Origin of the sequence: Pseudomonas sp. TH07, from assembly GCF_016651285.1 — a bacterium.
GTDB lineage: Bacteria > Pseudomonadota > Gammaproteobacteria > Pseudomonadales > Pseudomonadaceae > Aquipseudomonas.
In genome coordinates this window covers 3,321,747-3,346,435 of the sequence record NZ_JAEKED010000001.1, presented here as the reverse complement: position 1 = coordinate 3,346,435, position 24,689 = coordinate 3,321,747, and the positions used below count along the sequence as shown (strand labels likewise).

Here is a 24,689-nt window from a genome sequence, read left to right as displayed (position 1 = left end):
GAATCGTTTTAGCTTATGGATTTCAAACAGCTCTGGCTCAACACCCAAGACCTCTGGGGCGCCCTTGATCAGCACCCGTTCCTGCTTTCCGGCCTGGCCCTGGCCCTGCTGCTGGCGGTAGCCCTGGTTCTCGGACGAGTGGCGCGCTATGTGGTGCTGCACGTCACCAAACTGCTGGGGCGCCAACCGGCCCTGCACTGGATCAACGACCTGCGCCACAACAAGGTGTTTCACCGTTTGGCACAGATGACTCCGTCGCTGGTGGTGCAGTTCGGCCTGCACCTGGTGCCGGAACTGAGCAAGGCCAGTCTGGTGTTCCTGGGCAACGTGGCGATGGCCTTCACCATTTTGTTCCAGGTCCTGGCCCTGAGCGCCCTGCTCAATGCCCTGCTGGACATCTACGCCCGCACCGAACACGCCCGCACCCGCTCGATCAAGGGCTATGTGCAGTTGGCGAAGATGGTGCTGTATGTGTTTGGCGCGATCATCATTGTCGCCACCCTGATCGACCGATCGCCGCTGTTGCTGCTGTCTGGCCTGGGGGCGATGTCGGCGGTGATCCTGCTGGTCTACAAGGACACCCTGCTGTCGTTCGTGGCCAGCGTGCAGTTGACCAGCAACGACATGCTGCGGGTCGGCGACTGGATCGAAATGCCCCAGGTCGGCGCCGATGGCGACGTGGTGGACATCACCCTGCACACGGTCAAGGTGCAGAACTTCGACAAGACCATTGTCTCGATCCCGACCTGGCGCCTGATGTCCGAGTCGTTCAAGAACTGGCGCGGCATGCAGCAATCAGGTGGGCGGCGGATCAAGCGCAGCCTGTTTATCGACGCCAGCGGCGTGCGCTTCCTGCATGACGATGAAGAGCAGCGGCTGAGCAAGGTCCGCCTGCTGACCGACTACATCAGCCGCAAGCAGGCCGAGCTCAAAAGCTGGAATGAAGCCCAGGGCAACGTCGCCGCCATGTCGGCCAATCGTCGGCGCATGACCAACATCGGCACCTTTCGCGCCTACGCCCTGGCGTACCTGAAGAGCCACGCCGAGATCCAGCCGAACATGACCTGCATGGTCCGGCAGATGCAGACCACCGCCCAGGGCATCCCCCTGGAAATCTACTGCTTCACCCGCACCACGGCCTGGGCCGATTACGAGCGGATCCAGGGCGATATCTTCGATTACCTGCTGGCGGTGATGCCGGAATTCGGCCTGAGCCTGTACCAGCAACCCAGCGGCAACGACCTGCGCGCCGGCCTGCTGCCCGCGGTGCTGGGGGCCAGCGCAATTCCCGAAGCGGAAAAACGCGCAATCTGATGTACCCCTTAGCCGCTGCCGCCAGGCTGCGCTGGCCCGGGAGACCGCCGTGGGGTGTCAGGTGGATTGATGGGTTCGGAGCCGGCCAGCGCAGCCTTCGGCAGCGGCTACAGGTCCGTAGCCGCCCGTTGAACCGCCGCTGGGTTTCAGGTGGATCGAGGCTGTGAGGTGTTGCCACGTCGGCTGATCCATACCGCCGCCAGGATCACCAAAGCCCCGAAAAACAACCGCCCCAGTTCTTCATGCTGGTTCCAGATCAACAGGTTGATCAGCAACCCCACCGGCACGTGCAGGTTGTTCATCACTGCCAGGGTCGCACCGTTCACCAGGCATGCGCCCTTGTTCCACCAGTACAGGCCCAGCGCCGTGGATACCAGACCGAGAAACAGCAGCACGGCCCATTGCAGCGGCGCTTCGGGCAGGAAGTTGGATTTGCCGAACAACAGAAACGCCGGCAACGCTACCGCCAGCGCCCCCAGGTAGAAATAGCCAAAACGCCGGTAATGCGGCAGATCCGTGGGGTGACGCGCCACCAGGTGCTTGTACAGCACCTGCCCGGCGGCATAGGTGAAGTTGGCCAGTTGCAGCAACAGGAAGCCGAAGAAGAAATCCGGGCTGATGCGGTCGTAGCGGATCACCGCCGCACCCGCCACCGCCACCAGTGCCGCCAGCAGGCCCCAGGGGTTGAAACGTCGGTTCAAGGCGTCTTCGATCAGGGTCACGTGCAACGGCGTGAGAATGGTAAACAGCAACACCTCCGGCACCGTCAGCACACGAAAGCTCAGGTACAGGCAGACGTAGGTCACGCCGAACTGCAAGGCACCGATCACCAGCATGCCGCGCATAAACTTGGGCTCGACCTGGCGCCAGCGAGTCAGGGGAATGAACACCAGCCCCGCCAGCACCACCCGCACCAGCACCGCGAAATAGCTGTCGACATGACCGGCCAGGTACTCGCCGATCAAGCTGAAGGAAAACGCCTGGATCAGCGTGACAAAAAGTAGATAGCCCATGGTCGCCTCGTCTGGAATGGCGGCGACGATAGCGGTTTGCCGATTCGCAGGCAAAAAAAACCCGATCTCGCCATGCGTTCGATCGGGCAGGAGCACTCAGGAGCAACAAGTGCAAAGGGAGGTTCGATGCGCGAACCGCTTGAAGGGGGAGCGCAGGCGTTACTTAAGCACTGCGCGATTATCTGACGATTAACGGATCAGGCGACCTGGGCCAGCTTGGCGTTGGCCTGGTTCAGGCCCTTCTCCTGGAAGTCGCCGCCCAGGTTCATGCCCTCGGCATGGATGAACTCGACATCGTGGATGCCGATGAACCCCAGCACCTGGCGCAAGTAGGGTTCCTGATGGTCGGCCGGGCTGCCGGCGTAGATCCCGCCGCGGGCGGTCAGCACGTAGGCACGCTTGCCGGTCAGCAGGCCCTGGGGGCCGGTGGCGGTGTATTTGAAGGTCACGCCGGCACGCAGCACATGGTCGAGCCAGGCCTTCAGAGTGCTGGGGATGGCGAAGTTGTACATCGGCGCAGCCAGTACCAGTACATCGGCAGCCAGCAGTTCGTCGGTCAATTGGTTGGAGCGCTCCAGGGAAGCGTGTTCGCCGGCGTTGCGCTGTTCCGCAGGCTTCATCCAGCCGCCCAGCAGGTCGGCGTCCAGGTGCGGCACCGGCTGGCGCGCCAGGTCACGCACGGTGACTTCGTCGCCTGGGTGGGCGGCTTGCCACTGGCTGATAAAGGTCTGGGTCAGTTGGCGAGACACGGAATCTTGCTGGCGGGCGCTGCTTTCGATGATCAGGACGCGGGACATGGGCTGAAGCCTCCATCGGGGGGTGCGTAAGTCGATGGAGGAGAGACTAAACAGAGTGATATCGATGAAAAAGCGCAAATAACTGCTATAACCAATCAACAAATTCGTTTATAAGCGCAGCATACCCGGCATAAGCCCTACAGGCCGGGCACACCGGGATCACTTGGCGGAACAGTTCAGGTCCAGCCGCAGTTTGATAATTTTGCGGTTGAACTTGGCGGTGACGTTTTTGCTCTGCCCCGCGGCGACTTCCACCTTGCGCGTGCGCGGTGCTTCGGGGCCGTTGCGAAACACCACCGAACACAGCACATCGGTCTTGCCGAAGTTGTTCAACTGGATGGAGCCAATGTCCTGGTCGGTGTCGAAGGCGGTGTAGTCGACGCTCAGGCCATTGAGCTGTTTCTCGACATCGATCGGGTAGGCAAAGGCGCTGAGTGGCAGCAGGGCCAACAGCGCACAACAGAATTTTTTCATTCGGCAGTCTCCAATGTGGAGCGCCAGCTTAGGACAAGAGGAGCCCCTCATGAAAGCGCCCCGCGTTACCCTCGATCAATGGCGAACCCTGCAGGCCGTGGTCGACCATGGCGGCTTTGCCCAGGCTGCCGAGGCGCTGCATCGCTCGCAATCCTCCGTCAGTTACACCGTGGCCCGCATGCAGGATCAACTGGGCGTGCCACTGTTGCGCATCGACGGCCGCAAGGCGGTCTTGACCGAAGCCGGCGGCGTCTTGCTGCGGCGTTCGCGGCAACTGGTGAAGCAGGCCAGCCAGCTGGAAGACCTGGCCCATCACATGGAGCAAGGCTGGGAGGCCGAAGTGCGGCTGGTGGTCGACGCCGCCTATCCCAATGCGCGCCTGGTGCGGGCCCTGACCGCCTTTATGCCCCAGAGCCGCGGTTGCCGGGTACGACTGCGCGAGGAAGTGTTGTCCGGGGTCGAGGAGGTGCTGCTCGAAGGCGTCGCCGACCTGGCCATCAGCAGCTTCAGCATCCCCGGCTACCTGGGCACGGAAATGAGCTCGGTGGAATTCGTCGCCGTGGCGCACCCGGAACACCCCCTGCATCGCCTGCAACGCGAGCTGAATTTCCAGGACCTGGAAAGCCAGCTGCAAGTGGTGATCCGCGACTCCGGCCGCCAGCAACCCCGGGATGTCGGCTGGCTCGGCGCCGAACAGCGCTGGACCGTGGGCAGCCTGGCCACCGCCGCCACCTTCGTCGGCAGCGGCCTGGGTTTTGCCTGGCTGCCCCGGCACCTGATCGAACGGGAAATCCGCGAAGGCGTACTCAAGGTGCTGCCGATGGAACAAGGCGGCAGCCGGCACCCGACCTTTTACCTGTACTCGAACAAGGACAAGCCCCTGGGCCCGGCCACTCAGATTCTGGTGGAGCTGCTGCGCACCTTTGACACAGCGCCGCTGGATGCGCCCTTCGCCGCCCCCAAACAAGCCTGACCCCCACCCGCCCGAACAGGAGTTGTGCCGTGGCCTATTTCGAACATGAAGGATGCACCCTGCACTTTGAGGAATACGGCCAGGGCACACCGCTGATCCTGATGCATGGCCTGGGCTCCAGCACCCTGGACTGGGAGATGCAGATCGCCGATCTCGCGGCCCGTTACCGGGTGATCGTGCCCGATGTGCGTGGCCACGGGCGCTCCGACAAACCCCACGAGCGCTACAGCATTGCCGGGTTCAGTGCCGACCTGGTCGCCCTGATCGAGCACCTGAACCTTGCGCCCGCGCACCTGGTCGGGCTTTCCATGGGCGGCATGATCGGCTTCCAACTGGCAGTCGATCACCCACAACTGCTCAGGAGCCTGTGCATCGTCAACAGCGGGCCTGAGGTCAAGCTGCGCAGTCGCGCCGATTACTGGCAATGGTTCAAGCGCTGGAGCCTGGCCCGAGTACTGGGCCTGGCGACCATCGGCCAGGCCCTGGGCCGCAACCTGTTCCCCAAGCCGGAGCAGGCCGAGCTGCGGCAAAAGATGGCCGAACGCTGGGCAAAAAACGACAAACGTGCTTATCTCGCCAGCTTCGACGCCATTGTTGGCTGGGGGGTAAAGGAACGACTTTCCCGCATTCCCTGTCCAACCCTGATCGTCAGCGCCGACCACGACTACACCCCGGTGGCGCAGAAAGAGGCCTACGTGAAATTGCTGCCCCACGCACGACTGGTGGTGATCGACGATTCACGCCACGCCACCCCGCTGGACCAGCCACACCGCTTCAATCAAACCCTGCTCGAGTTTTTAACCACAGTCGACACCACCACCCAGGATCACTGACCCATGCTGAAAAAAATCGCCCTCGTCGCCGGCTCCGTTCTGTTCGCCGCCAACCTGATGGCCGCACAACCGGCCAAGGCTCCCCACGTCGTGCTGGACACCAGCTTCGGCAAGATCGAAATCGAACTGGACCCGGTCAAGGCACCGATCTCCAGCAAGAACTTTCTTGAATACGTCGACAGCGGCTTCTACAGCAACACCATCTTTCACCGGGTGATCCCGGGGTTCATGGTCCAGGGCGGTGGGTTCACTGCACAGATGAATCAGAAAGACACCCGCGACCCGATCAAGAACGAAGCCAGCAACTGCCTGCACAACGTGCGTGGCACCCTGTCGATGGCCCGCACCTCGAACCCGAACTCGGCCACCAGCCAGTTCTTTATCAACGTGGCCGACAACGCCTTCCTCGACCCGGGCCGCGATGCCGGCTACGCGGTATTCGCCAAAGTGGTGAATGGCATGGACGTGGTCGACCAGATCGTCAACTCCCAGACCACCACCAAACAAGGCATGCAGAATGTGCCGATCGACCCTGTGCTGATCAAGTCGGCCAAGCGCATCGACTAAAGAGGCAAGGCGTCAGGAGCGGTCGTACCGTGCCGTGCGGCCGCTCATATCTTGACCAGGAGAGCCCGCCCTGCGGGCACCAAACCCAATGTTCTATCGCCGTTTCGAACAACTGATCGACATCTTCCGCGACGCCCCCACGGCTGCACCGCCAAACCGGGTCCTGGCGTTCTACCTGTACTACATCAAGCAAGTCTGGCCGAGCTTCGCCGCCCTGCTGGTGGTGGGCCTGTTCGTGGCCCTGATCGAGGTCTCGCTGTTCAGCTACCTGAGCCGCCTGATCGATCTGGCCCAGGGGACGCCCAATGTGGACTTCTTCAAGATCCACGGCACCGAGCTGATCTGGATGGCCGTGGTCGCGCTCCTGTTGCGGCCGCTGTTCGTCGGCCTGCATGACCTGCTGGTGCACCAGACCATCAGCCCCGGCATGACCAGCATGATCCGCTGGCAGAACCACAGTTACGTGCTCAAGCAGAGCCTGAATTTCTTCCAGAACGATTTTGCCGGGCGCATCGCCCAGCGCATCATGCAGACCGGCAACTCCCTGCGCGACTCGGCGGTGCAAGCCGTAGACGCCCTGTGGCACGTGCTGATCTATGCGGTCAGCGCCCTGGTGCTGTTCGCCGAGGCCGACTGGCGCCTGATGATCCCCCTGCTGGCGTGGATCGCCTGCTACATCGGTGCGCTGCGCTACTTCGTGCCTCGGGTCAAGGACCGCTCGGTGGTGTCCTCCGATGCACGCTCCAAACTGATGGGGCGCATCGTCGACGGCTACACCAACATCACCACCCTCAAGCTGTTCGCCCACACCCAGTTCGAACAGAACTACGCCCGCGAAGCGATTGCCGAGCAGACCGAAAAAACCCAGCTGGCCAGCCGCGTCATCACCAGCATGGACGTGGTCATCACCAGCATGAACGGCCTGCTGATCGTCGGCACCACGGGCCTGGCCCTGTGGCTCTGGACCCAGTCGCTGATTTCGGTCGGCGCCATTGCCCTGGCCACCGGCCTGGTGATCCGCATCGTCAACATGTCGGGCTGGATCATGTGGGTGGTCAACGGCATCTTCGAAAACATCGGCATGGTCCAGGACGGCTTGCAGACCATCGCCCAGCCCCTGAGTGTCACCGACCGCGAACAGGCGCCACGCCTGGCCGTGACCCAGGGCGAAGTGCGCTTCGAGCAGGTGGACTTTCACTACGGCAAGCAATCGGGGGTCATCGGTGGTCTCGAACTGGTGATCCGGCCTGGCGAGAAGATCGGCCTGATCGGCCCGTCCGGGGCGGGCAAGTCGACCCTGGTCAACCTGCTGCTGCGGCTCTATGACCTGCAGGGCGGGCGCATCCTGATCGATGGCCAGGACATCGCCGAAGTCACCCAGGAGAGCCTGCGCGAACACATCGGCATGATCACCCAGGACACTTCGCTGCTGCACCGCTCGATCCGCGACAACCTGCTGTACGGCAAGCCCGACGCCACCGACGAGGAACTGTGGGAGGCCGTGCGCAAGGCCCGGGCCGACGAGTTCATTCCGCAACTGGTGGACTCCGAAGGCCGCAGCGGTTTTGACGCCCATGTCGGCGAGCGCGGGGTCAAGTTGTCCGGTGGCCAGCGCCAGCGCATCGCCATTGCCCGGGTGCTGCTCAAGGACGCGCCGATCCTGATCATGGACGAGGCCACCTCGGCCCTGGATTCGGAAGTCGAAGCGGCGATCCAGGAGAGCCTGGAAACCCTGATGCAGGGCAAGACCGTAATCGCCATCGCCCACCGGCTCTCGACCATCGCCCGCATGGACCGCCTGGTGGTCCTGGAAAAAGGCCGCATCGCCGAAAGCGGCAGCCATGCCCAATTACTGGCCCATGGCGGTTTGTACGCACGCCTGTGGCAGCACCAGACCGGGGGTTTTGTCGGCATCGACTAACAGCCTTGCAAAACCAGCCAGAGCCCTTGTGTGTAGAGGGCTCTGGCTTTTTTATGGGCGCTGGAATTCGGCCAGAATCCTGCTGTACTCACCCTAGGTTCTGGCGCAGAACCTGTAGTTCATCTGCAGGGACGCATCATGGCGTTATCGAATCGATAGGTCGTCCTATCAAGGATTCACCTCATGTCTCTGTTCAAGCGTTCAGTCACTGAGTTGCTGGGTACGTTCTGGCTGGTTCTGGGTGGGTGTGGCAGCGCAGTGCTGGCCGCGTCTTCCCCCCTGGGGATCGGTGTATTGGGTGTGGCCCTGGCGTTTGGCCTCACTGTTCTGACGATGGCGTTCGCCATCGGCCATATCTCCGGTTGTCACCTCAACCCTGCCGTGTCGGTGGGGCTGGTGGTGGGTGGCAGGTTTCCGGCCAGGGAGCTGCCAGCCTATGTGGTGGCGCAAGTGATAGGCGGGATTGTCGCGGCGGCCCTGATCTACTACATCGCCAGCGGCAAACCCGGCTTCGAGCTGTCCAGCGGCCTGGCGTCCAACGGCTACGGCGCGCACTCGCCGGGCGGTTACTCGATGGCAGCGGGCTTTGTCTGCGAGGTGGTGATGACCCTGATGTTTGTGGTGATCATCCTCGGCGCCACCGATAAACGGGTCCCGGCAGGCTTTGCGCCGATCGCCATCGGCCTCGCGCTGACCCTGATCCACCTGATCTCGATCCCGGTCACCAACACCTCGGTCAACCCGGCGCGCAGTACCGGCCCGGCGCTGATTGTCGGCGGCTGGGCGATCCAGCAGCTGTGGATGTTCTGGGTCGCGCCGATCTTGGGTGCGGTGATCGGTGGCGGGCTTTATCGCTGGCTGGGCCGGGAAGACCGCTAGCGCGCTGACCGCGAGGGTCAGGCTTGCCGATAAGGCAAGGCGGCCCTCGCTTCCTCGGCATAGGCCAGGATGCCGAGCCGTTCCTGCTGCAGGAAATCCTTCACCGCCGCATTCAGCCCAGGATGGCGCAAGTAGTGCCAGGAATGGGTAATCACCGGCTCGAAACCGCGAATCAGTTTGTGCTCGCCCTGGGCCCCGGCGTCGAAGCGTTGCAGACCGTGGGCGATGGCGTAATCCATGCCCTGGTAGAAACAGGTTTCGAAATGCAGCCGATCGAACTCCGCCAGGCAGCCCCAGTAGCGTCCATAGAAACTGTCGCCACCCACCAGACTGAAGGCCATGGCCACCGGCCGCGGGCCCTGCTTGGCCAGGACCACGCGAATGGCCTCGGGCATGCGCTCGGCGAGCAAGCTGAAGAAGGCCCGGGTCAGGTAGGGCGTCTGGCGCCGCACGGCGTAAGTATTGGCGTAGCAGGCGTAGACAAAATCCCACTGCGCCTCATCCAGCTCATGCCCGCCCAGCCACTGGAACTCGATGCCCTGCCCCGCCACCTGCTCGCGCTCCTTGCGCATCTGTTTGCGCTTGCGCGACGCCAGGGTGTCGAGGAAATCCTGGAAGTCCCGGTACCCGCGATTCTGCCAATGAAACTGGCACCCCAGGCGCTGCAGCCAACCCGCCTGCCCGGCCAGGGCGGCGTCGGCAAAGGGGTCGGTGAAATTGATATGGGCGCTGGAAAGCTGCTCGATCTCCAGGTAGCCGGGCAGGCTTTTAAGCAGTTCGAAGGCGTCCTCCTGGCTGGCCGCCAGCACCCGCGGGCCACTGACCGGGCTGAAGGGCACGGCGGTCAGGAGCTTGGGGTAGTAGTCGATCCCGGCACGCTCGCAAGCCTCGGCCCAGCCGTGATCGAACACGTACTCGCCATAGGAATGCCATTTGCGATAACTGGGCAACGCCGCCAGCAAACGCCCGTCTTCCACGTGCAACAGGTGCTCGGGCTGCCAGCCGGAGCGCGGGCCGAGACTGCGGCTGTCTTCCAGGGCGCTGAGAAAGGCATGCCGTAAAAACGGCTGCGCATCGGCCACCAGGGCATCCCACTGTTGCGGGTCGACGGCAGAGAGACTGTTCAAGGATTGAAGCGGCATTGCGTTCCCCGGTATTGATGGCCCAAGCACCGGCCGAGTATCCCCCATCGTCCGGCGCGCCGAAATAAAAACCGCCGGGGCAGGCTCAACGGCCCAGGTGCAGCGCCAGAAAATCGATAAAAGCCCGGGATTTCGCCGGCAGGTGCGCGCTGTTGGGAAACACCACCTGCACCGACTGCCTCGGCAGGCCGTACTCGGGCAGCAAGCGCACCAGGCGCCCCTGGGCCAGATCGTCGTCCACCATCCAGGCCGGCAGCACCGCCACCCCGAGGCCGGCCAGGGTCAGCGCGCGAATCGCCGTCGACGCGTTGGACTCATGCTGGCTGTTGAGCGTGACCTCGACATCGCCCCGCACCGGGTGGCTGAAGGTCCAGCTGGGCGGCCCCTGCAGCGTGTTATGGGTGATCCACGGCAGCCGGCTCAAGTCCTGGGGAACGTGCACCGCAACCCCCTGGGCGAATGCCGGACTGGCCACCAGCACAATCTCGTATTCGTCAAGCTTGCGGCTCTTGAACGCCGAGTCGCCGAGGTTGCCCAGGCGAATCACCAGGTCGAGTTTTTCCGCCACCAGGTCATTCAAGGATGAGTTGAAGTGGTAACTCAGGCGCACCTCGGGATGGCGCGCGGCAAACAGGGGTAACAGCGGCAAGACAAATTTCTCGGCGTATTCGCCGGTGGAACTGAAGCGCAACGTGCCCGCGACACGGCCGTGACCGTTCAGAACATTGTCAAATGCATTGTCGATACTGGCGACGATGCCCTTGAACTCCTGATAGAAGTCCTGGCCGGTTTCAGTCAGGGAAACACGGCGCGTGCTGCGGATCAGCAAGGTGCTGCCCAGTGCCTGCTCCAGGGCCTTCACATGCAGGCTGGCCATGGCTTTGCTCATGCCCAGGTAATGGGCGGCCTTGGTATAGGAGGCGAAATCCACCACCGCGAGAAAGGTCTGCACCCGGTTCAGGTGGGCGTGCAAAGGGTTATTCACTGTCAAGCCTCATCAAACAATGTTTCAAGTATAGGGGCATGGACCCGGTCGGCCTATCGCCCCTAAGCTCCCCGGCAAAAGGGAGATGACATGACTTATCGCTACCAAGTGGCGCTGGTATTCCTGCTCGGGTTCTTTATCGACTGCGTCAATATCTTCATGTCGGCCGTGGCGCTGCCCAGCATCGCGACCGACCTGCAGGTGTCCGGTACGGCCGTGGCCTGGGTCGCCAACGCCTACATCCTCGGCCTGACCCTGATCATGCCCATCAGTACCTGGCTGGCCGGGCGCTATGGCAGCCGCGAGATCCTCACCCTGTCGATGCTGCTGTTCAGCATCACGGCCGGGCTCTGTGCCCTGGCCGGCAGTTTTCCCGAGCTGCTGTTCTGGCGCCTGCTCCAGGGGATCGGTGGCGGCCTGCTGATTCCGGTCGGGCAGGCCCTGACGTTCAACCTGTTCCAGGGCGAGCAACGGGCAAAGATCTCGACCCTGATCATGGCCGTGGCGCTGATCGCCCCCGCCTTGTCACCGCCCCTTGGCGGGCTGATCGTCGACCACAGTTCGTGGCGCTGGGTGTTCTCCAGCAACCTGCCGTTTTCCCTGCTGGCCGCCGGCCTGGCCTGGTGCTGGATCCGCGAGCGCCGCGCCCCGCCCGGGCCCCGGCCGGACCTGCGCGGCCTGCTGCTGGTCAGCGCGGCGCTGGCCACGCTGCTCCTGGGGTTGTCGCTGTACGGCACCGATTACCCGCCCCTGGCTGCGGCGTCGTACCTGTTGGCCGGGATCGGTTTCAGCCTGCTGTACATACGGCATTGCCGGCGCAGCACTCACCCCATCGTCGACCTGAGGCTGCTGCGCAGCGTCCGCCTCAGCGGCTCGATCGGCATTTATTACGCGATCCCCGGCCTGTTCACCGGGGTCAACCTGCTGAGTATGTTCTTCCTGCAAGACACCCTGCATTTCAGTGCCGGCCTGACCGGAAGCTTTATGGTGCTCTACGCCGGCGGCGCCTTCATCGCCATGCTGGTCTGCGGCCGGGTCTACCAGCGCATGGGCGCCAGGCGCCTGTTCGGCCTGGCCCTGCTGCTGCACAGCGCCGGCATCGGCCTGCTGTGCGGGGTCGATACAGCGGCCGACCTGCCGCTGATCATCGCGGCCTATGGGCTGATGGGGGTGGGCGGCGGCATCGGCGCCAACACCGCACAAACCACGGCGTTGCTGGATTTCGACGGCGCCCTGACACACAAGGGCAGCGTGATCTGGAACATCAACCGGCAGATGTCCTTCAGCCTCGGCGCCGCGCTGTTGCTGATGATCTGCAACCTGCTGCTGCGCACCCTGCCGACCCACTCGGCCTACCACCTGAGCTGGGCCATCGCCGCCCTGCTCGGCCTGCTGCCTCTTCTTTATCTGCATCGCCTCCAACCCGCCAAACAGGACACTTATGCACACCTCCAGCGCTGAACAGGCCATCCACAGCATTCGTCAGGTGCATGACCTGATCCACCAGGTATTCACCGACCATCATGGCCAAGGCCTGGCCGCCATCGAGCAACTGATGCCGGTATTTGCCGAAGACTTCAGCATGGTCACCACCACGGGCGCCTCGGTGGGTCGGGCCCAGGTCGAACAGATGTTCCGTGGCGCCGTGGGTGCCCGTGCCGGCCTGCAGATCCACCTCAGCGAGTGGCAGTGTGTCTGGCAGCAACCCCAGGTCGCGGCGATCCGCTACCGCGAAACCCATCGCCTGGGAAACAGCCTCACCTCGCGCCTGTCCCTGGCCATCATCGGCCTGGACCAAGGCTCGGCCCAATGGCTGTACCTGCACGAAACCTCTTGCCCGCCGTTGCCTGAAACGCCGTTCTGAGGCCAAAAAAAACCCCGCCGGGGCGGGGTTAAAACGAGAGGAGCTTTAACGGATGAGGAAGAGCTCTGTATCGGTTTTACAGCACCTTAGAACACGTACTGCGCGCGCAGGACGAAACCGTCACCGCTGTCGTCGCCAGTGCGGGCAGCAGGGATGGCGCCGGCAGCCGCGGTAGCGTTGGTGACCTTATCGGTCTTGGCCTTGAGGTACGTGGCGGAGATTTTCACCGCTTCGTTGGCGTACCAGTTCACACCCAGGTTGTGGACCTTGACCGAAGCGTCGCCGACATCACGGGTCAGGCTGGCGGTGGTCACGTTGTCGTCTTCCACGGTCAGGCTGTCGTAGCGGTAGAACAGTTCCCAGGCACCGAAGGCCTTGTTCGCCGGCTTGATCGCATCGAACTTGCCGACTTTATAGCCACGGGATTCGCCGGTCAGGGTGTAGGCACCCTGTACATAGAAGCCGTGACCCTTGAGGTCTTCAACGTTGCTGGCATCGGCCTTGGTCTTGCGAGTGACGTACTCACCCTGGATCGAGGCCGGGCCCATGGCGAACGCGGCTTCCAGGCCCAGGGCAGTATCACGGTCGTAGGAACCGGCAGGCGATGCCGAAGCGCCACCCAGTACCGGACGGTTGCCGTTGGTGCCGGCATCGTTGCCGCCCAGGGTTTCAACGCCACGCATGCCCATGCGGGTGCGGTAGCGAGAGTCGAACGCGGTGTCGGAAACGTCACGGGACGCGACGTTCACACCGAAGTGCAGCACGTTGCCCGCGTCGTGCATCGGGGCGAATACGAAGCGGCCGTTGACCTGCTTGATGCTGTTGCCGTCGGTGTCGTCGGTGTCTTTGCTGAACACGCCAGCAGACGCGTAGAACGACTCGGCGAAGACGCCGGAAGCCTGCAGGCCCAGGCCGTTCTGGTGGCTGTTGGCCCAGTCGACCATGTCGTAGGCGATGTTACGTTCGGGAGCGGTAACCCACTTCGAGCTGGTGGCTTTTTCCAGGCCGAAGTCGGGGTCGAAACGACCGACCTTGATCGACACCGGCTTGAAGCCGTTGTAGGCCAGCGACGCTTCGTCGAAGTAGCCGTTATCCGAATCACCCGTGTTGTGGGAGAAGTCGTAGTTGATGGTGTAGGCCCAGTCGGTGTACAGCACGCCGGACAGTTCGAGGAACGCGCGACGGAAGTAGGCGGCGTCCGCGGTGTCACCGTTCTTGGTGTAGACACCGTCGAACTGGCTGTAGTCGGCCTGCAAGCGACCGCCCAGCTTGAAGCTGAACTCTTTGTCGGTGGTCGCGACCTCAAGGCCGCCTTTGGTTTTGACTACGATATCGGCGCCATCAGTGGTGACGGTGCCAGCGAAAGCCTGGGCGGTTACTGCCATGGCCAGGGCGCTGGCAGCAAAACCGGCGAAGTGCTTACGGATCATCGAAGAGTTCCCCTAATTGGTGGTCTGTTGCGTTGAAAACACGCGGTTCAGGCCCGCTCGTGTTGGGAGGGAATCTTGGCGACCGGTTATTTCAGGGGAGTTGCTGATAGATAAAGATTTTATGACAGGGGAACTTTTTTACTTCGAATTGAAATAAGGCAAAAAGCCTGTATCAGACGCGTTGCGCCGGCTCGGACGTAAGCAGTGCCGATAGGCTCGCGGGGGGGCGTACAGAGGGAATAGCGGTAGCCGCTGCCGCCAGGCTGCGCTGGCCGGCATGGGCGCCGGAGTACATTCGGGAGAATCGCGGTGGGGCTTAGGGCCAGCGTCCCAGCGCGGCCCAAGCCTATCGGCAGCGGCTACAGGGGGATGGCTGCGCGGATGGGGCGAGCGCCATGTCTCACCCCACCCATTAGCGTGGGATCAGCGTTTGCGCAGCAGCACGCTACCGATCGAGTAGCCGGCGCCAAAGGAGCTGAGCACTGCCAGCGAGCCGCTCGGCAGGTCGTCCTGGTAGGTGTGGAACGCAATCACCGAACCGGCCGAACTGGTGTTGGCGTAGGTGTCGAGAATCACTGGGGCTTCTACCACCGAGGCTTCGCGGCCAAGGAGTTTTTTCACGATCAGGTGGTTCATGCTGAGGTTGGCCTGGTGCAGCCAGAAACGCTTCACGTCGCTGACGTTGAGCTGGTTCTCTTCCAGGTGCACACCGATCAGCTCGGCGACCATCGGGCACACATCGCGGAACACCTTGCGGCCTTCCTGCACGAACAGTTTGTCCGGGGCACCGATGCCCTCTTCCGCCGCGCGGTTGAGGAAGCCGAAGTTGTTGCGGATGTTGTTGGAGAACTTGGTCAGCAGCTTGGTGCTGACGATGTCGAACTGGTACGGCGAGGTCGCAAGGTCCGCACGTTCGATAATCACCGCGGTGGCGGCGTCGCCGAAGATGAAGTGGCTGTCGCGGTCACGGAAGTTAAGGTGCCCGGTGCAGACTTCCGGATTGACCATCAGAATCGCCCGCGCCTGGCCCAGCTGTACGCTGTTGCTGGCGGCCTGAATGCCGAAGGTCGCCGACGAACACGCCACGTTCATGTCAAAACCGAAACCCTGGATACCCAGCGCTTCCTGGACTTCGATGGCGATGGCCGGGTAGGCCCGTTGCAGGTTGGAGCAGGCAACGATCACCCCGTCGATGTCGGCGGCGGTCTTGCCGGCGCGCTGCAGGGCCTGTTCGGCAGCGCCGATAGCCATCTGGCACAGCACCGACCATTCGTCATTGCTGCGCTCGGGCAGGCGCGGGGCCATGCGTTGCGGGTCGAGGATGCCGTCCTTGTCCATGACAAAGCGGCTTTTGATGCCGGAGGCTTTTTCGATGAAGGCGGCGCTGGACTCGGTCAGCGCCTGGACCTCGCCGCGCTCGATGGCGGCGGCGTTGTCGGTATTGAATTGGTGCACGTAGGTGTTGAAAGACTGCACCAGCTCTTCGTTGGAGATGCTGTTGGCCGGGGTGTACAGGCCGGTGCCGCTGATGACGACGTTATGCACGGTCGTTCCTCTATTCTGTTCAGGCAGAAGGTATTGGCACCGACGTACCAAACCGTAAAGGGTCCATCCCGCAATCGACGGGGCAGAGCCTGGCATCGCTTTATTCCGATCCGCCCGGGCTGGCGGTGACGCCTGAACCCGGGGCCGGCATTTATGACGGCGGAGTTTGCCATATCCAATGGCATTTCGCCGCAACTGCGAGATCGACGGGGCACTTGCGGCAAGCAGGCGCCCTCCCCCAGTCAGGCCTCGACCTGGCTCCATTGCTTGCTCAGGCGCTTGTCGGAGATCGGCACCTTGGTCCCCAACTGCTGGGCAAACAGCGATACCCGGTACTCCTCCAGCCACCAGCGGTAGAGCTCCAATTGCGGGTCACGCTTGCCTTCCTGGGCGTGCTTGCCGGCCCGGGCCTGGTATTGCGCCCACAGGCCGCTCAACTCGCCACTCCACACCCGATCCTTCTGCACCTGGCTGCCGAGCTTCTCGAAGCGCAGCTCGATGGCCTTGAGGTAGCGCGGCAACTCCTTGAGCCACTGGCTCGGGGTTTCGCGGACGAACCCCGGGTACACCAGGTTGCCCAGCTGCTGCTTGATGTCATTGAGCGCCACCGCCTGGGCCAGGTCGATCTTGCCCTTGAAGCGTTTTTGCAGGCCGTGCCACAGCTTGAGAATCTCCAGGGTCAGCCTGGCCAGACGCTCGGCATGCTCGGTCCAGCCGCCGCGCTTGCGCTCGGCCAGGGACGCGAGGCCAGCGCCGTCACGCGGCAGGCTGGCCTCGCCTTCAAGTACGCAGCTGTCGAGGCTGGCCAGCAGAATGTCTTCCACCAACGACTCGACACGCCCCAGTTCGCGGTACAGCAAGCCCAATTCGGTAAGCCCGGGCAATTTGCCGCGCAGGAACTTCGCCGGTTCGGCCAGTTGCTGCAACAGCAGGCGCTGTAGGGCCCGTCGGTGCTGGAACTCGGCCTCGGCGGCCGTGGAGAAGCGCCCCTCCTTGACGGTGCCGCCCTCCTCCACCAGCGCCGGGTACACCGTCATCGACAGCCCGGCGATCTTCTGCTGGGTCTTTTCTGCCACTGCCGCAAAGACCTTGGCCTCTACCGGCTGCTGGCTTTTCGCGGTCTGCGGTACGGCCAGGGCCGCTTGGCTGGCCTGGGCAAAACGCGCCGTGAGCTCAGCCAGGTCGCGCCCTTCGCCCAGGAACTGACCCTGGCCGTCGACGATTTCCAGGTTCATCTTCAGGTGGTTTTCCACCTGTTGCGCGGCCTCGGCCCAGGCTTCGTCGCTGACCCGGGCGCCGGTCATGCGCAGCAATTCACGACCCAGGGCCTGGGGCAGCGAGCCCTGGCCAAAGTCGATGCGCTGCAGGGCGGCCTTGATAAAGTCCGGCACCGGCACGAAGTTCTTGCGCAAGGCCTTGGGCAGGTTGCGCACCAGGGCAATGCACTTGGCCTCGATCAGCCCCGGCACCAGCCACTCCAGACGCTCCACCGGCAGTGCCGGCAACAGCGGCGCCGGCACGCGCAGGGTCACCCCATCACGCGGGTGATTGGGTTCGAAGTGGTAACTCAGGGCCAGTTCCAGGTCACCGATGTGCAAGGTGTCCGGGTACTGCAAGGCGGTGACTTCACTGGCCTCGCGGGCCAGCACGTCCTCTTCGCGCATGATCAGCAACTGCGGGTCTTTCTGGCTGTTGACCCGGTACCAGCTGTCGAAGGTCGCGGTCTGGTGGATTTCCGCCGGCAGCCGCGCATCGTAGAAGGCAAACAGGGTTTCTTCGTCGGCCAGGATGTCGCGGCGCCGGGCCTTGGCTTCCAGTTCGTCGAGCTGCTCCAACAGGCGGGTGTTGGCCGCCAGGCACTTGGCCCGGGACTGGATTTCACCCCGCACCAGGCCTTCACGGATAAACAGCTCGCGCGACACCACCGGGTCCACCGGGCCGTAATGCACCGGGCGCCGGCCCACCACAATCAGCCCGAACAGGGTGATTTGCTCGTAGGCCACCACCTGGCCGCGCTTCTTCTCCCAATGGGGTTCGAAGTGGTTTTTCTTGATCAGGTGCCCGGCCAGGGGCTCGATCCAGTCGGGGTCGATCTTGGCCACCATGCGCGCGTACAGCTTGGTGGTTTCCACCAGTTCGGCGGTCATCAGCCATTGCGGACGCTTCTTGCCCAGGCCCGACGACGGGTGAATCCAGAACCGGCGCTGACGGGCGCCGAGGTAATCGCCGTCCTCGGTCTTCTGGCCGATCTGGCTCAGCAGGCCGACCAATACTGCCTTGTGCAGTTTCGGGTAATCGGCCGGCTCTTTATTGAGGCTCAGTTGCAGGTCGCGACAGATCAGGCTCAGTTGCCGATGGGAGTCGCGCCACTCGCGCAGGCGCAAGTAGTTGAGGAAGTTCTTGCGGCACCAGTTGCGCAGCGGGCTGGCGGTCAGGGCCTGGCGCTGCTCTTCGAAACCGCGCCACAGATTGACCAGCCCGGCGAAGTCCGAGTCCACGTCCTTCCATTGCGCATGGGCCTGGTCGGCCGCTTGCTGACGCTCCGGCGGCCGCTCGCGCGGGTCCTGGATCGACATGGCGCTGGCAACGATCAGCACTTCCTGCAAGCTGCCGAGCTTGGCCGCTTCCAGCAGCATGCGGCCCATGCGCGGGTCCACCGGCAAGCGCGCCAGTTGCCGGCCCAACGGCGTCAGCTGGCTGTTGCGGTCGACGGCCGAGAGTTCTTGCAGCAGGTTGAAACCATCGCTGATGGCCTTGCCATCCGGCGGCTCGATAAACGGGAAGTCGGTAATTTCCCCCAGGCGCAGGTGCAGCATCTGCAGGATCACCGCCGCGAGGTTGGTGCGCAGGATCTCCGGGTCGGTAAATTCCGGACGCCCGATAAAGTCTTCTTCGCTGTACAAGCGGATGCAGATACCCGGCTCGACTCGACCGCAACGGCCTTTACGCTGGTTGGCGCTGGCCTGGGAAATGGCTTCGATCGGCAGGCGCTGGACCTTGGCCCGATAGCTGTAGCGGCTGATGCGTGCGGTGCCGCTGTCGATCACATAGCGGATGCCGGGCACCGTCAGCGAGGTCTCGGCAACGTTGGTCGCCAGCACCACACGCCGCCCCGGGTGCGACTGGAAAATCCGCTGCTGCTCGGCCGGCGACAGCCGCGCATACAAGGGCAGGATTTCAGTGTGCTTGAGCTGGGCCTTGCGCAGCATTTCGGCGGCGTCGCGGATCTCCCGTTCGCCGGGCAGGAACACCAGCACATCCCCGGGGCTGCGGCGCTCGCTGCGCTCATAGGCGGCAATTTCATCCAGGGTGGCGAGAATTGCCTGATCCACCGTCAGGTCGTCTTCGACCCGGTTGCCCTCTTCGTCCTGCTCCAGGGTCAGGGGGCGGTACCAGGTGTCCACCGGGAAGGTGCGCCCGGACACCTCGACAATCGGCGCCTTGTCGAAATGCTCGGAGAAGCGCTCCAGGTCGATGGTGGCCGAGGTGATGATGACTTTCAGGTCGGGACGACGCGGCAGCAGGGTCTTCAGGTAGCCCAGCAGGAAGTCGATGTTCAGGCTGCGTTCGTGGGCTTCGTCGACGATGATCGTGTCGTAGCGTTCCAGGTAGCGGTCGTTCTGGGTTTCCGCGAGCAGGATGCCGTCGGTCATCAGTTTGATCAGGGTGTTGGAATCACTCTGGTCCTCGAACCGCACCTGATAACCCACCAGCGACCCCAGGGGCGTGGCCAGTTCTTCGGCGACCCGGCTGGCAACACTGCGCGCCGCGATCCGCCGCGGCTGGGTGTGGCCGATCATGCCGTGCTGGCCGCGGCCGATTTCCAGGCAGATTTTCGGCAACTGGGTGGTTTTGCCCGAGCCGGTTTCGCCGGCGATGATCAACACCTGGTGCTTGAGCAGCGCCGCCTTGATTTCATCGCGCTTGGCGGCAATCGGCAGGCTGTCGTCATAGCGAATCACCGGCAGGCTGGCGCGCCGCGCCGTGACCTGGGCGCAAGACGCCTGCATGCGCTCGACCCACTGCGCGAGCTTGGCCTCGTCGGGCTTCTTGCGCAGCTCGAGCAATTGCCGCCGCAGCCGTTGGCGGTCGGCGAGCATGGCGTGGTCGAGGTTTTTCAGCAGGTGGTCAATAGTCATAGAGCAGCGGCTAGCTTCAAGCGAAAAGCGGCAAGATTAACGCAACGGCCCACTTTTAGCTTGCCGCTTGCAGCGTGTCGCTGACTCTATTCCTCCGCGCCTTTGCGCCGGTAAGGAAAGACATCGATGATTTTTCCGGCACGAATCGCCTCTTGCAGGCCTTTCCAGTAATCGGCGTTGTACAGCTCGCCGTGCAACTGATCGAACAGCTTGCGCTGCGCGAAGTCGGCGAACAGGAACGGCGGGAACTCCTCGGGGAACACGTCCAGCGGGCCGATGGAGTACCAGGGCTCGGAGGCCATCTCGTCTTCCGGGGTGCGCGGGGCCGGGATGTGGCGGAAGTTGGCTTCGGTGAGAAAGCAGATCTCGTCGTAGTCGTAGAACACCACCCGGCCATGGCGGGTCACGCCAAAGTTTTTCAGCAGCATGTCGCCGGGGAAGATATTGGCCGCCGCCAGTTGCTTGATCGCCAGCCCGTAATCTTCCAGGGCCTCGTGCACCTGGGCTTCGTTGGCGTTTTCCAGGTAGAGGTTGAGCGGGGTCATGCGCCGCTCGGTCCAGCAGTGGCGAATCAGCACCGTATCGCCCTCCACCGCCACCGTCGACGCTGCCACTTCCAGCAGTTCGGCGAGGCACGCCGGGTCGAACTTGCTCAGGGGGAAGCGGAAATCGGCGAACTCCTGCGTGTCGGCCATGCGCCCCACGCGGTCGACGCTTTTCACCAGCCGGTACTTCTCGATCACCGTGGCGCGGTCGACGTTCTTCGACGGCGAAAAACGGTCCTTGATGATTTTGAACACCGTGTTGAAACCCGGCAGGGTGAACACGCTCATGACCATGCCGCGCACGCCGGGGGCCATGATGAATTGGTCGTCGGTGTTGGCCAGGTGGTTGATCAGCGCCCGGTAGAACTCCGACTTGCCGTGCTTGTAGAAGCCGATCGAAGTGTAGAGCTCGGCGATGTGCTTGCCCGGCAGGATGCGCTTGAGAAAGCCGATGAACTCTGCCGGCACCGGCACGTCGACCATGAAGTAGGAACGGGTGAAGGAAAAGATGATCGACACATCGGCTTCGTCGGTGATCAGCGCGTCGATCTGAATCCCCCGCCCTTCGCGGTGCAGCAGTGGAATCACCAGCGGCCACTGCTCATCCTGGGTGTAGATGCGGCCCACCAGGTACGCGCCTTTATTGCGGTACAGCACCGATGAAAACAGCTCGACCGCAAGCTGAGGGTCCTTGCACACCCAGTCCGGCAGGTTTTCGCGCAGTTGCGCTTGCAGGCGATTGAGGTCCCCCGCCAGGTCGGCGTAGGGCTCGCTGAAGCTGTAGTCGACAAAGATCTGCTCGAGCATCGCCGACAGCTCGCCATCGGGCTTGTAGATACGGGTTTGCGCGGCCCGGGCCCGGCGCAGGGTGGGCCGGGTGGTGTGGATGAACATGCAGCCGTCGCTGATCAGGTCATGGCTGAACAGCCCGCAGAAGGTCGAGTTGTACCAGGTCTCGGACAGCTCATCGTCAAAGCGCAGGTCAATCAGGCTGATGTAGGCGCTTTTGACCAGGGGCCACTGGCTGACGTCGAGCAAGGCCTTGTCCGCGAAGGCCGCGTGCAGCCGGGCGACGGTTTCGGCGACCTTCTCCTCGTACAGGTTGATCCGTGCCGCCGAGGCCGTCTGTGCCTCCTGCCATTGCGCACGCTCGAAGCGGGCACGGGCGCCGTCGGTGATCTGGCGAAAATGCTCGCGGTAATCGTCGAAGCCCTCAAGGATCATTCGAGCGATATCGGCGGCGGGCCATGACTGCGGCATAAAGGAGACCTCTGCGGGAATTTTCGAAGCCTGAGCTTAGCCAGTGAAGCCGGTGCAGAGAAGCGCAATTTTTGCGCGCCGAGGCCGGCATCGGTCGGTGATCGGCAACCTGCGCCGAAGTTTTTTTAATCGACCGTTCGGTCAATAAAAGCACCGATCAGTCACCCCTTTCGTGATTAATCGATTCATCTACAGCCCGCCTGCCACCTGCCCTGCGCGGCAAAAAAGTGACGTCAAATTATTCGAGCGCACTTTTCACCGACTTCCAGCCTTGCCCTTTTTGCCGCCTGGAGCGCTCTGCGACGGCCTTACCAGAATGATGGCACTTTGATATACAGCGCGCCTTGAACCTCTAACAACAAGATCCGAACCGACAAGGGAACACTGTTTTTTCAATGACCAAGGAGCACGTTATGTCTATCAGGAACATCCGCATCGGCCTGCGCGCCAGTTTGAGTTTCGGGGTGCTGGCCAGCCTGTTGATCGTGGTCGGGATGTTTTGCCTGGGCCAGATGGCCGCCCTGCGCGAAAGCGCAAAAGTCATCGAGGAGTCGTGGATGCCAAGCATCGAAAACATCCACGACAGCGCGGCCAATATCGCCGCTATCCGCCTTGAAGCGGTGCGCCTGATCGCCAACGACCAGGCGGCCAGCCACGACAAAAGCAAAGGCATCATCGCCAGCGAGCGCCAGGAACTGCAAAAACGCCTCGTCGACCACCAGGCCCTGCTCAGCAACGACCAGGAGCAGGCCAAGCTCAATGCACTCAAGACCCTGGTCGGTCGCTACCTGCAGATCCTCGACCAGATCATCGCCGAGATCGACGCCGGCCAGTCCGAGCAGGCTTATAAACGCCTCAATAGCGAACTGGCGCCCCAGGGCACAGTGCTCGACCAGGGCCTGGAGGACTTGATCACCTTCAACCAGGAGGGCGCCGACCTGGCCGCCGACAACGCCGCCGCGATGTACGACCGTTCGCTGTGGATTGTCAGCCTGATCATTGGCATCGCCCTGGTTGGCACCCTGCTACTGGCGTGGATGCTGACCCGCAGCATCACCACCCCGCTGGCCCAGGCCCTGGCGGTGGCGCAGACCATCGCCGCCGGCGACTTGAGCCAACCCATCGGCAGCGACGGCACCGATGAACCCGCGCAATTGCTCACCGCCCTGGCCGGAATGCAGGCCAACCTGCGCTCGACCCTGCACGGCATCAGCGAATCGTCGCAGCAACTGGCTTCCGCCGCCGAAGAAATGAGTTCGGTGATGGAGCAGAGCACCCGGGGCCTGCAACTGCAGAACGATGAAATCGAACAGGCCGCCACCGCCGTCACCGAAATGAGCGCGGCAGTGGATGAAGTGGCCGGCAACGCGGTGTCCAGCGCCGAGGCCTCGCAAGCCTCGGACGAGGACAGCAAGCACGGCCATTACCAGGTCAGTGAAACCATCAGTTCGATCCAGCAACTGGTGGACGAAGTGCTCGGTGCCTCGGCCCAGGCCCAGGGCCTGGCGTTGCAAGCCCAGGACATCAGCAAGGTGCTGGAGGTGATTCGCGGCATCGCCGGACAGACCAACCTGCTGGCACTCAACGCCGCCATCGAAGCGGCGCGGGCCGGGGAAGCCGGGCGCGGCTTTGCGGTCGTGGCCGACGAGGTACGCTCGCTGGCCCAGCGCACCCAGGACTCCACCGAAGAAATCGAACAGATGATCACCCGCATCCAGCAAGGCACCGACGCCACGGTCGGCGCCCTGCAAAGCAGCGCCGAGCAGGCCGGGCACACCCTGCAACGGGCCAATAGCGCGGGCAGTGCCCTGGAGAAAATCACCAGCGCGATCTCTCAGATCAGCCAGCGCAACCTGGTGATCGCCAGCGCCGCCGAGCAGCAGGCCCTGGTGGCCCGCGACGTCGACCGCAGCCTGGTGAATATCCGCGACCTCTCGACCCAGACCGCCGCCGGCGCCACCCAGACCTCCGCCACCAGCCAGGAGCTGTCGCGCCTGGCCATCGACCTCAACGGCCTGGTGACGCGTTTCGTGCTGTAAAAGACCGATTAGGGTTTGCAAGGCCAGGGGCCTCTCGGCACACTCTCGCCCCCATTAGGTGAGAAGTTTGCCGTGAGCCCTGTCGATATCCTGCGCCTGCTGTCATTAGCTGCCATCTGGGGCGCGAGCTTCCTGTTTATGCGAATCATCGCGCCCGTGCTGGGCACGGTGCCCACCGCGTTTTTTCGGGTCTCGATCGCCGCCGGCGGGTTGCTGGTAATCCTGACGCTGATGCGCATCAGCTGGGATTTTCGCGGCAAGTTCAAAATCGTCCTGCTGCTCGGGATGATCAACTCGGGCATCCCCGCCACCATGTATTCAGTGGCTGCCCAGGTGCTGCCGGCCGGTTACTCGGCCATTTTCAACGCCACCACGCCGTTGATGGGCGTGTTGATCGGTGGCCTGTTCTTCCATGAAAAACTCAGCCTGGCGAAGATCGCCGGGGTCTGCCTGGGACTGTTCGGGGTCGGCATCCTGACCCGCGCCGGGCCCATGGCCTTTGACCTGCAGCTGTTGCTGGGCGCACTGTCCTGCCTGCTGGCCACCACCTGCTACGGTTTTGCCGGCTTTCTGGCACGGCGCTGGCTGGACCAGGCCGGTGGCCTCGACAGCCGCCTTGCCGCCCTGGGCAGCATGCTCGGTGCCACCTTGTTGCTGCTGCCGTTGTTCGCCTACAGCACCTTTACCCAACCGCCCGCCAGCTGGGGCGGCTGGAGCGTGTGGCTGTCGCTGCTGGGCCTGGGCCTGGTGTGCACGGCGCTGGCCTACATTCTTTACTTCCGCCTGCTGAGTTCGGTGGGGCCGGTCAAGTCGATGACCGTGACCTTCATGATTCCGCTGTTCGGGGTGTTGTGGGGGGCGTTGCTGCTGGATGAACCGCTGTCCATGGCCCACCTCTATGGAGGGGCGCTGATTGGCGCGGCGTTGTGGCTGGTGTTGCAGCCCACGGTGCTGAGAAAGCCCTGAACC

19 protein-coding genes are annotated in these 24,689 nt (G+C 63.1%); 10 read left to right on the top strand and 9 right to left on the bottom strand.

What is annotated here, in order from left to right; genetic code table 11:
* Nucleotides 1-15: 15 nt before the first annotated feature.
* Nucleotides 16-1,314, top strand: coding sequence for a mechanosensitive ion channel family protein (locus tag JFU57_RS15585; RefSeq protein WP_078473892.1), 1,299 nt, complete (start codon nt 16-18; stop codon nt 1,312-1,314).
* 146 nt (nt 1,315-1,460) lie between these two features.
* On the opposite strand, the gene JFU57_RS15580 is transcribed toward JFU57_RS15585, so the two are convergent.
* From JFU57_RS15580 to JFU57_RS15570, 3 genes are all read right to left on the bottom strand, one after another.
* Nucleotides 1,461-2,327, bottom strand: a complete 867-nt coding sequence (locus tag JFU57_RS15580; protein WP_078473891.1) for a carboxylate/amino acid/amine transporter — start codon at nt 2,325-2,327, stop codon at nt 1,461-1,463.
* A 197-nt stretch (nt 2,328-2,524) separates the two neighbouring features.
* Complete coding sequence (locus JFU57_RS15575) at nt 2,525-3,124, bottom strand: FMN-dependent NADH-azoreductase (RefSeq protein WP_078473890.1); 600 nt, start codon at nt 3,122-3,124, stop codon at nt 2,525-2,527.
* A gap of 159 nt (nt 3,125-3,283) precedes the next feature.
* On the bottom strand, nt 3,284-3,598 hold the full coding sequence (locus JFU57_RS15570; protein ID WP_078473889.1) for a 3-phosphoglycerate kinase: 315 nt from the start codon (nt 3,596-3,598) through the stop codon (nt 3,284-3,286).
* A 49-nt stretch (nt 3,599-3,647) separates the two neighbouring features.
* Between JFU57_RS15570 and JFU57_RS15565 the strand changes: the two genes are divergently transcribed.
* The 5 genes from JFU57_RS15565 (at nt 3,648) to aqpZ (ending at nt 8,771) form a co-directional block, all read left to right on the top strand.
* Nucleotides 3,648-4,571: a LysR family transcriptional regulator gene (locus JFU57_RS15565; RefSeq protein WP_201129940.1), complete on the top strand. Its 924-nt coding sequence runs from the start codon at nt 3,648-3,650 to the stop codon at nt 4,569-4,571.
* Nucleotides 4,572-4,600: 29 nt separating this feature from the next.
* The gene (locus JFU57_RS15560) at nt 4,601-5,404 is read left to right on the top strand and encodes an alpha/beta fold hydrolase (protein ID WP_078473249.1); all 804 of its coding nucleotides are present in this window, start codon (nt 4,601-4,603) and stop codon (nt 5,402-5,404) included.
* A gap of 3 nt (nt 5,405-5,407) precedes the next feature.
* Nucleotides 5,408-5,971, top strand: coding sequence for a peptidylprolyl isomerase (locus JFU57_RS15555; RefSeq protein WP_201129939.1), 564 nt, complete (start codon nt 5,408-5,410; stop codon nt 5,969-5,971).
* Between the two features lie 88 nt (nt 5,972-6,059).
* The gene (locus JFU57_RS15550) at nt 6,060-7,892 is read left to right on the top strand and encodes an ABC transporter ATP-binding protein (RefSeq protein WP_078473248.1); all 1,833 of its coding nucleotides are present in this window, start codon (nt 6,060-6,062) and stop codon (nt 7,890-7,892) included.
* Nucleotides 7,893-8,075: 183 nt separating this feature from the next.
* Nucleotides 8,076-8,771: an aquaporin Z gene (aqpZ, locus tag JFU57_RS15545; protein ID WP_201129938.1), complete on the top strand. Its 696-nt coding sequence runs from the start codon at nt 8,076-8,078 to the stop codon at nt 8,769-8,771.
* Between the two features lie 17 nt (nt 8,772-8,788).
* Here the strand turns inward: aqpZ and JFU57_RS15540 are convergent, their stop codons facing one another.
* Together JFU57_RS15540 and JFU57_RS15535 are read right to left on the bottom strand one after the other, a co-directional pair.
* The gene (locus JFU57_RS15540; protein WP_201129937.1) at nt 8,789-9,913 is read right to left on the bottom strand and encodes a GNAT family N-acetyltransferase; all 1,125 of its coding nucleotides are present in this window, start codon (nt 9,911-9,913) and stop codon (nt 8,789-8,791) included.
* Nucleotides 9,914-9,998: 85 nt separating this feature from the next.
* The gene (locus JFU57_RS15535; RefSeq protein ID WP_078473245.1) at nt 9,999-10,886 is read right to left on the bottom strand and encodes a LysR family transcriptional regulator; all 888 of its coding nucleotides are present in this window, start codon (nt 10,884-10,886) and stop codon (nt 9,999-10,001) included.
* 102 nt (nt 10,887-10,988) lie between these two features.
* Here JFU57_RS15535 and JFU57_RS15530 point away from each other — a divergent pair, with 102 nt between their 5' ends.
* Nucleotides 10,989-12,359: an MFS transporter gene (locus tag JFU57_RS15530; RefSeq protein ID WP_201129936.1), complete on the top strand. Its 1,371-nt coding sequence runs from the start codon at nt 10,989-10,991 to the stop codon at nt 12,357-12,359.
* Nucleotides 12,340-12,762, top strand: a complete 423-nt coding sequence (locus tag JFU57_RS15525) for a DUF4440 domain-containing protein (RefSeq protein WP_201129935.1) — start codon at nt 12,340-12,342, stop codon at nt 12,760-12,762. Before JFU57_RS15530 ends, JFU57_RS15525 begins: the two co-directional genes overlap by 20 nt.
* Before the next feature lie 86 nt (nt 12,763-12,848).
* Here JFU57_RS15525 and JFU57_RS15520 read toward each other — a convergent pair whose 3' ends face one another.
* From JFU57_RS15520 to aceK, 4 genes are all read right to left on the bottom strand, one after another.
* Nucleotides 12,849-14,192: an OprO/OprP family phosphate-selective porin gene (locus tag JFU57_RS15520; RefSeq protein WP_078473242.1), complete on the bottom strand. Its 1,344-nt coding sequence runs from the start codon at nt 14,190-14,192 to the stop codon at nt 12,849-12,851.
* Between the two features lie 423 nt (nt 14,193-14,615).
* Nucleotides 14,616-15,737 carry a beta-ketoacyl-ACP synthase III gene (locus tag JFU57_RS15515; RefSeq protein WP_201129933.1) on the bottom strand — a complete coding sequence of 374 codons (1,122 nt, stop codon included), beginning with the start codon at nt 15,735-15,737 and terminating at the stop codon, nt 14,616-14,618.
* 242 nt (nt 15,738-15,979) lie between these two features.
* Nucleotides 15,980-19,876 carry an ATP-dependent RNA helicase HrpA gene (gene hrpA, locus JFU57_RS15510; protein WP_078473240.1) on the bottom strand — a complete coding sequence of 1,299 codons (3,897 nt, stop codon included), beginning with the start codon at nt 19,874-19,876 and terminating at the stop codon, nt 15,980-15,982.
* A gap of 86 nt (nt 19,877-19,962) precedes the next feature.
* A complete protein-coding gene (gene aceK, locus JFU57_RS15505) occupies nt 19,963-21,681 on the bottom strand; it encodes a bifunctional isocitrate dehydrogenase kinase/phosphatase (protein WP_201129932.1) in 1,719 nt (572 codons plus the stop codon).
* A 395-nt stretch (nt 21,682-22,076) separates the two neighbouring features.
* Here aceK and JFU57_RS15500 point away from each other — a divergent pair, with 395 nt between their 5' ends.
* Nucleotides 22,077-23,720, top strand: a complete 1,644-nt coding sequence (locus JFU57_RS15500; protein WP_446739663.1) for a methyl-accepting chemotaxis protein — start codon at nt 22,077-22,079, stop codon at nt 23,718-23,720.
* Between the two features lie 72 nt (nt 23,721-23,792).
* Complete coding sequence (locus JFU57_RS15495) at nt 23,793-24,686, top strand: DMT family transporter (protein WP_078473237.1); 894 nt, start codon at nt 23,793-23,795, stop codon at nt 24,684-24,686.
* The last annotated feature ends 3 nt before the right edge of the window (nt 24,687-24,689 follow it).

Excerpts from the sequence above, each read along its gene's own strand:
- JFU57_RS15585 (WP_078473892.1), top strand. The coding sequence starts at position 16 with ATGGATTTCAAACAGCTCTGGCTCAACACCCAAGACCTCTGGGGCGCC.
- JFU57_RS15580 (WP_078473891.1), bottom strand. The coding sequence starts at position 2,327 with ATGGGCTATCTACTTTTTGTCACGCTGATCCAGGCGTTTTCCTTCAGC.
- JFU57_RS15575 (WP_078473890.1), bottom strand. The coding sequence starts at position 3,124 with ATGTCCCGCGTCCTGATCATCGAAAGCAGCGCCCGCCAGCAAGATTCC.
- JFU57_RS15570 (WP_078473889.1), bottom strand. The coding sequence starts at position 3,598 with ATGAAAAAATTCTGTTGTGCGCTGTTGGCCCTGCTGCCACTCAGCGCC.
- JFU57_RS15565 (WP_201129940.1), top strand. The coding sequence starts at position 3,648 with ATGAAAGCGCCCCGCGTTACCCTCGATCAATGGCGAACCCTGCAGGCC.
- JFU57_RS15555 (WP_201129939.1), top strand. The coding sequence starts at position 5,408 with ATGCTGAAAAAAATCGCCCTCGTCGCCGGCTCCGTTCTGTTCGCCGCC.
- JFU57_RS15550 (WP_078473248.1), top strand. The coding sequence starts at position 6,060 with ATGTTCTATCGCCGTTTCGAACAACTGATCGACATCTTCCGCGACGCC.
- aqpZ (WP_201129938.1), top strand. The coding sequence starts at position 8,076 with ATGTCTCTGTTCAAGCGTTCAGTCACTGAGTTGCTGGGTACGTTCTGG.
- JFU57_RS15540 (WP_201129937.1), bottom strand. The coding sequence starts at position 9,913 with ATGCCGCTTCAATCCTTGAACAGTCTCTCTGCCGTCGACCCGCAACAG.
- JFU57_RS15530 (WP_201129936.1), top strand. The coding sequence starts at position 10,989 with ATGACTTATCGCTACCAAGTGGCGCTGGTATTCCTGCTCGGGTTCTTT.
- JFU57_RS15525 (WP_201129935.1), top strand. The coding sequence starts at position 12,340 with ATGCACACCTCCAGCGCTGAACAGGCCATCCACAGCATTCGTCAGGTG.
- JFU57_RS15520 (WP_078473242.1), bottom strand. The coding sequence starts at position 14,192 with ATGATCCGTAAGCACTTCGCCGGTTTTGCTGCCAGCGCCCTGGCCATG.
- hrpA (WP_078473240.1), bottom strand. The coding sequence starts at position 19,876 with ATGACTATTGACCACCTGCTGAAAAACCTCGACCACGCCATGCTCGCC.
- aceK (WP_201129932.1), bottom strand. The coding sequence starts at position 21,681 with ATGCCGCAGTCATGGCCCGCCGCCGATATCGCTCGAATGATCCTTGAG.
- JFU57_RS15500 (WP_446739663.1), top strand. The coding sequence starts at position 22,077 with ATGACCAAGGAGCACGTTATGTCTATCAGGAACATCCGCATCGGCCTG.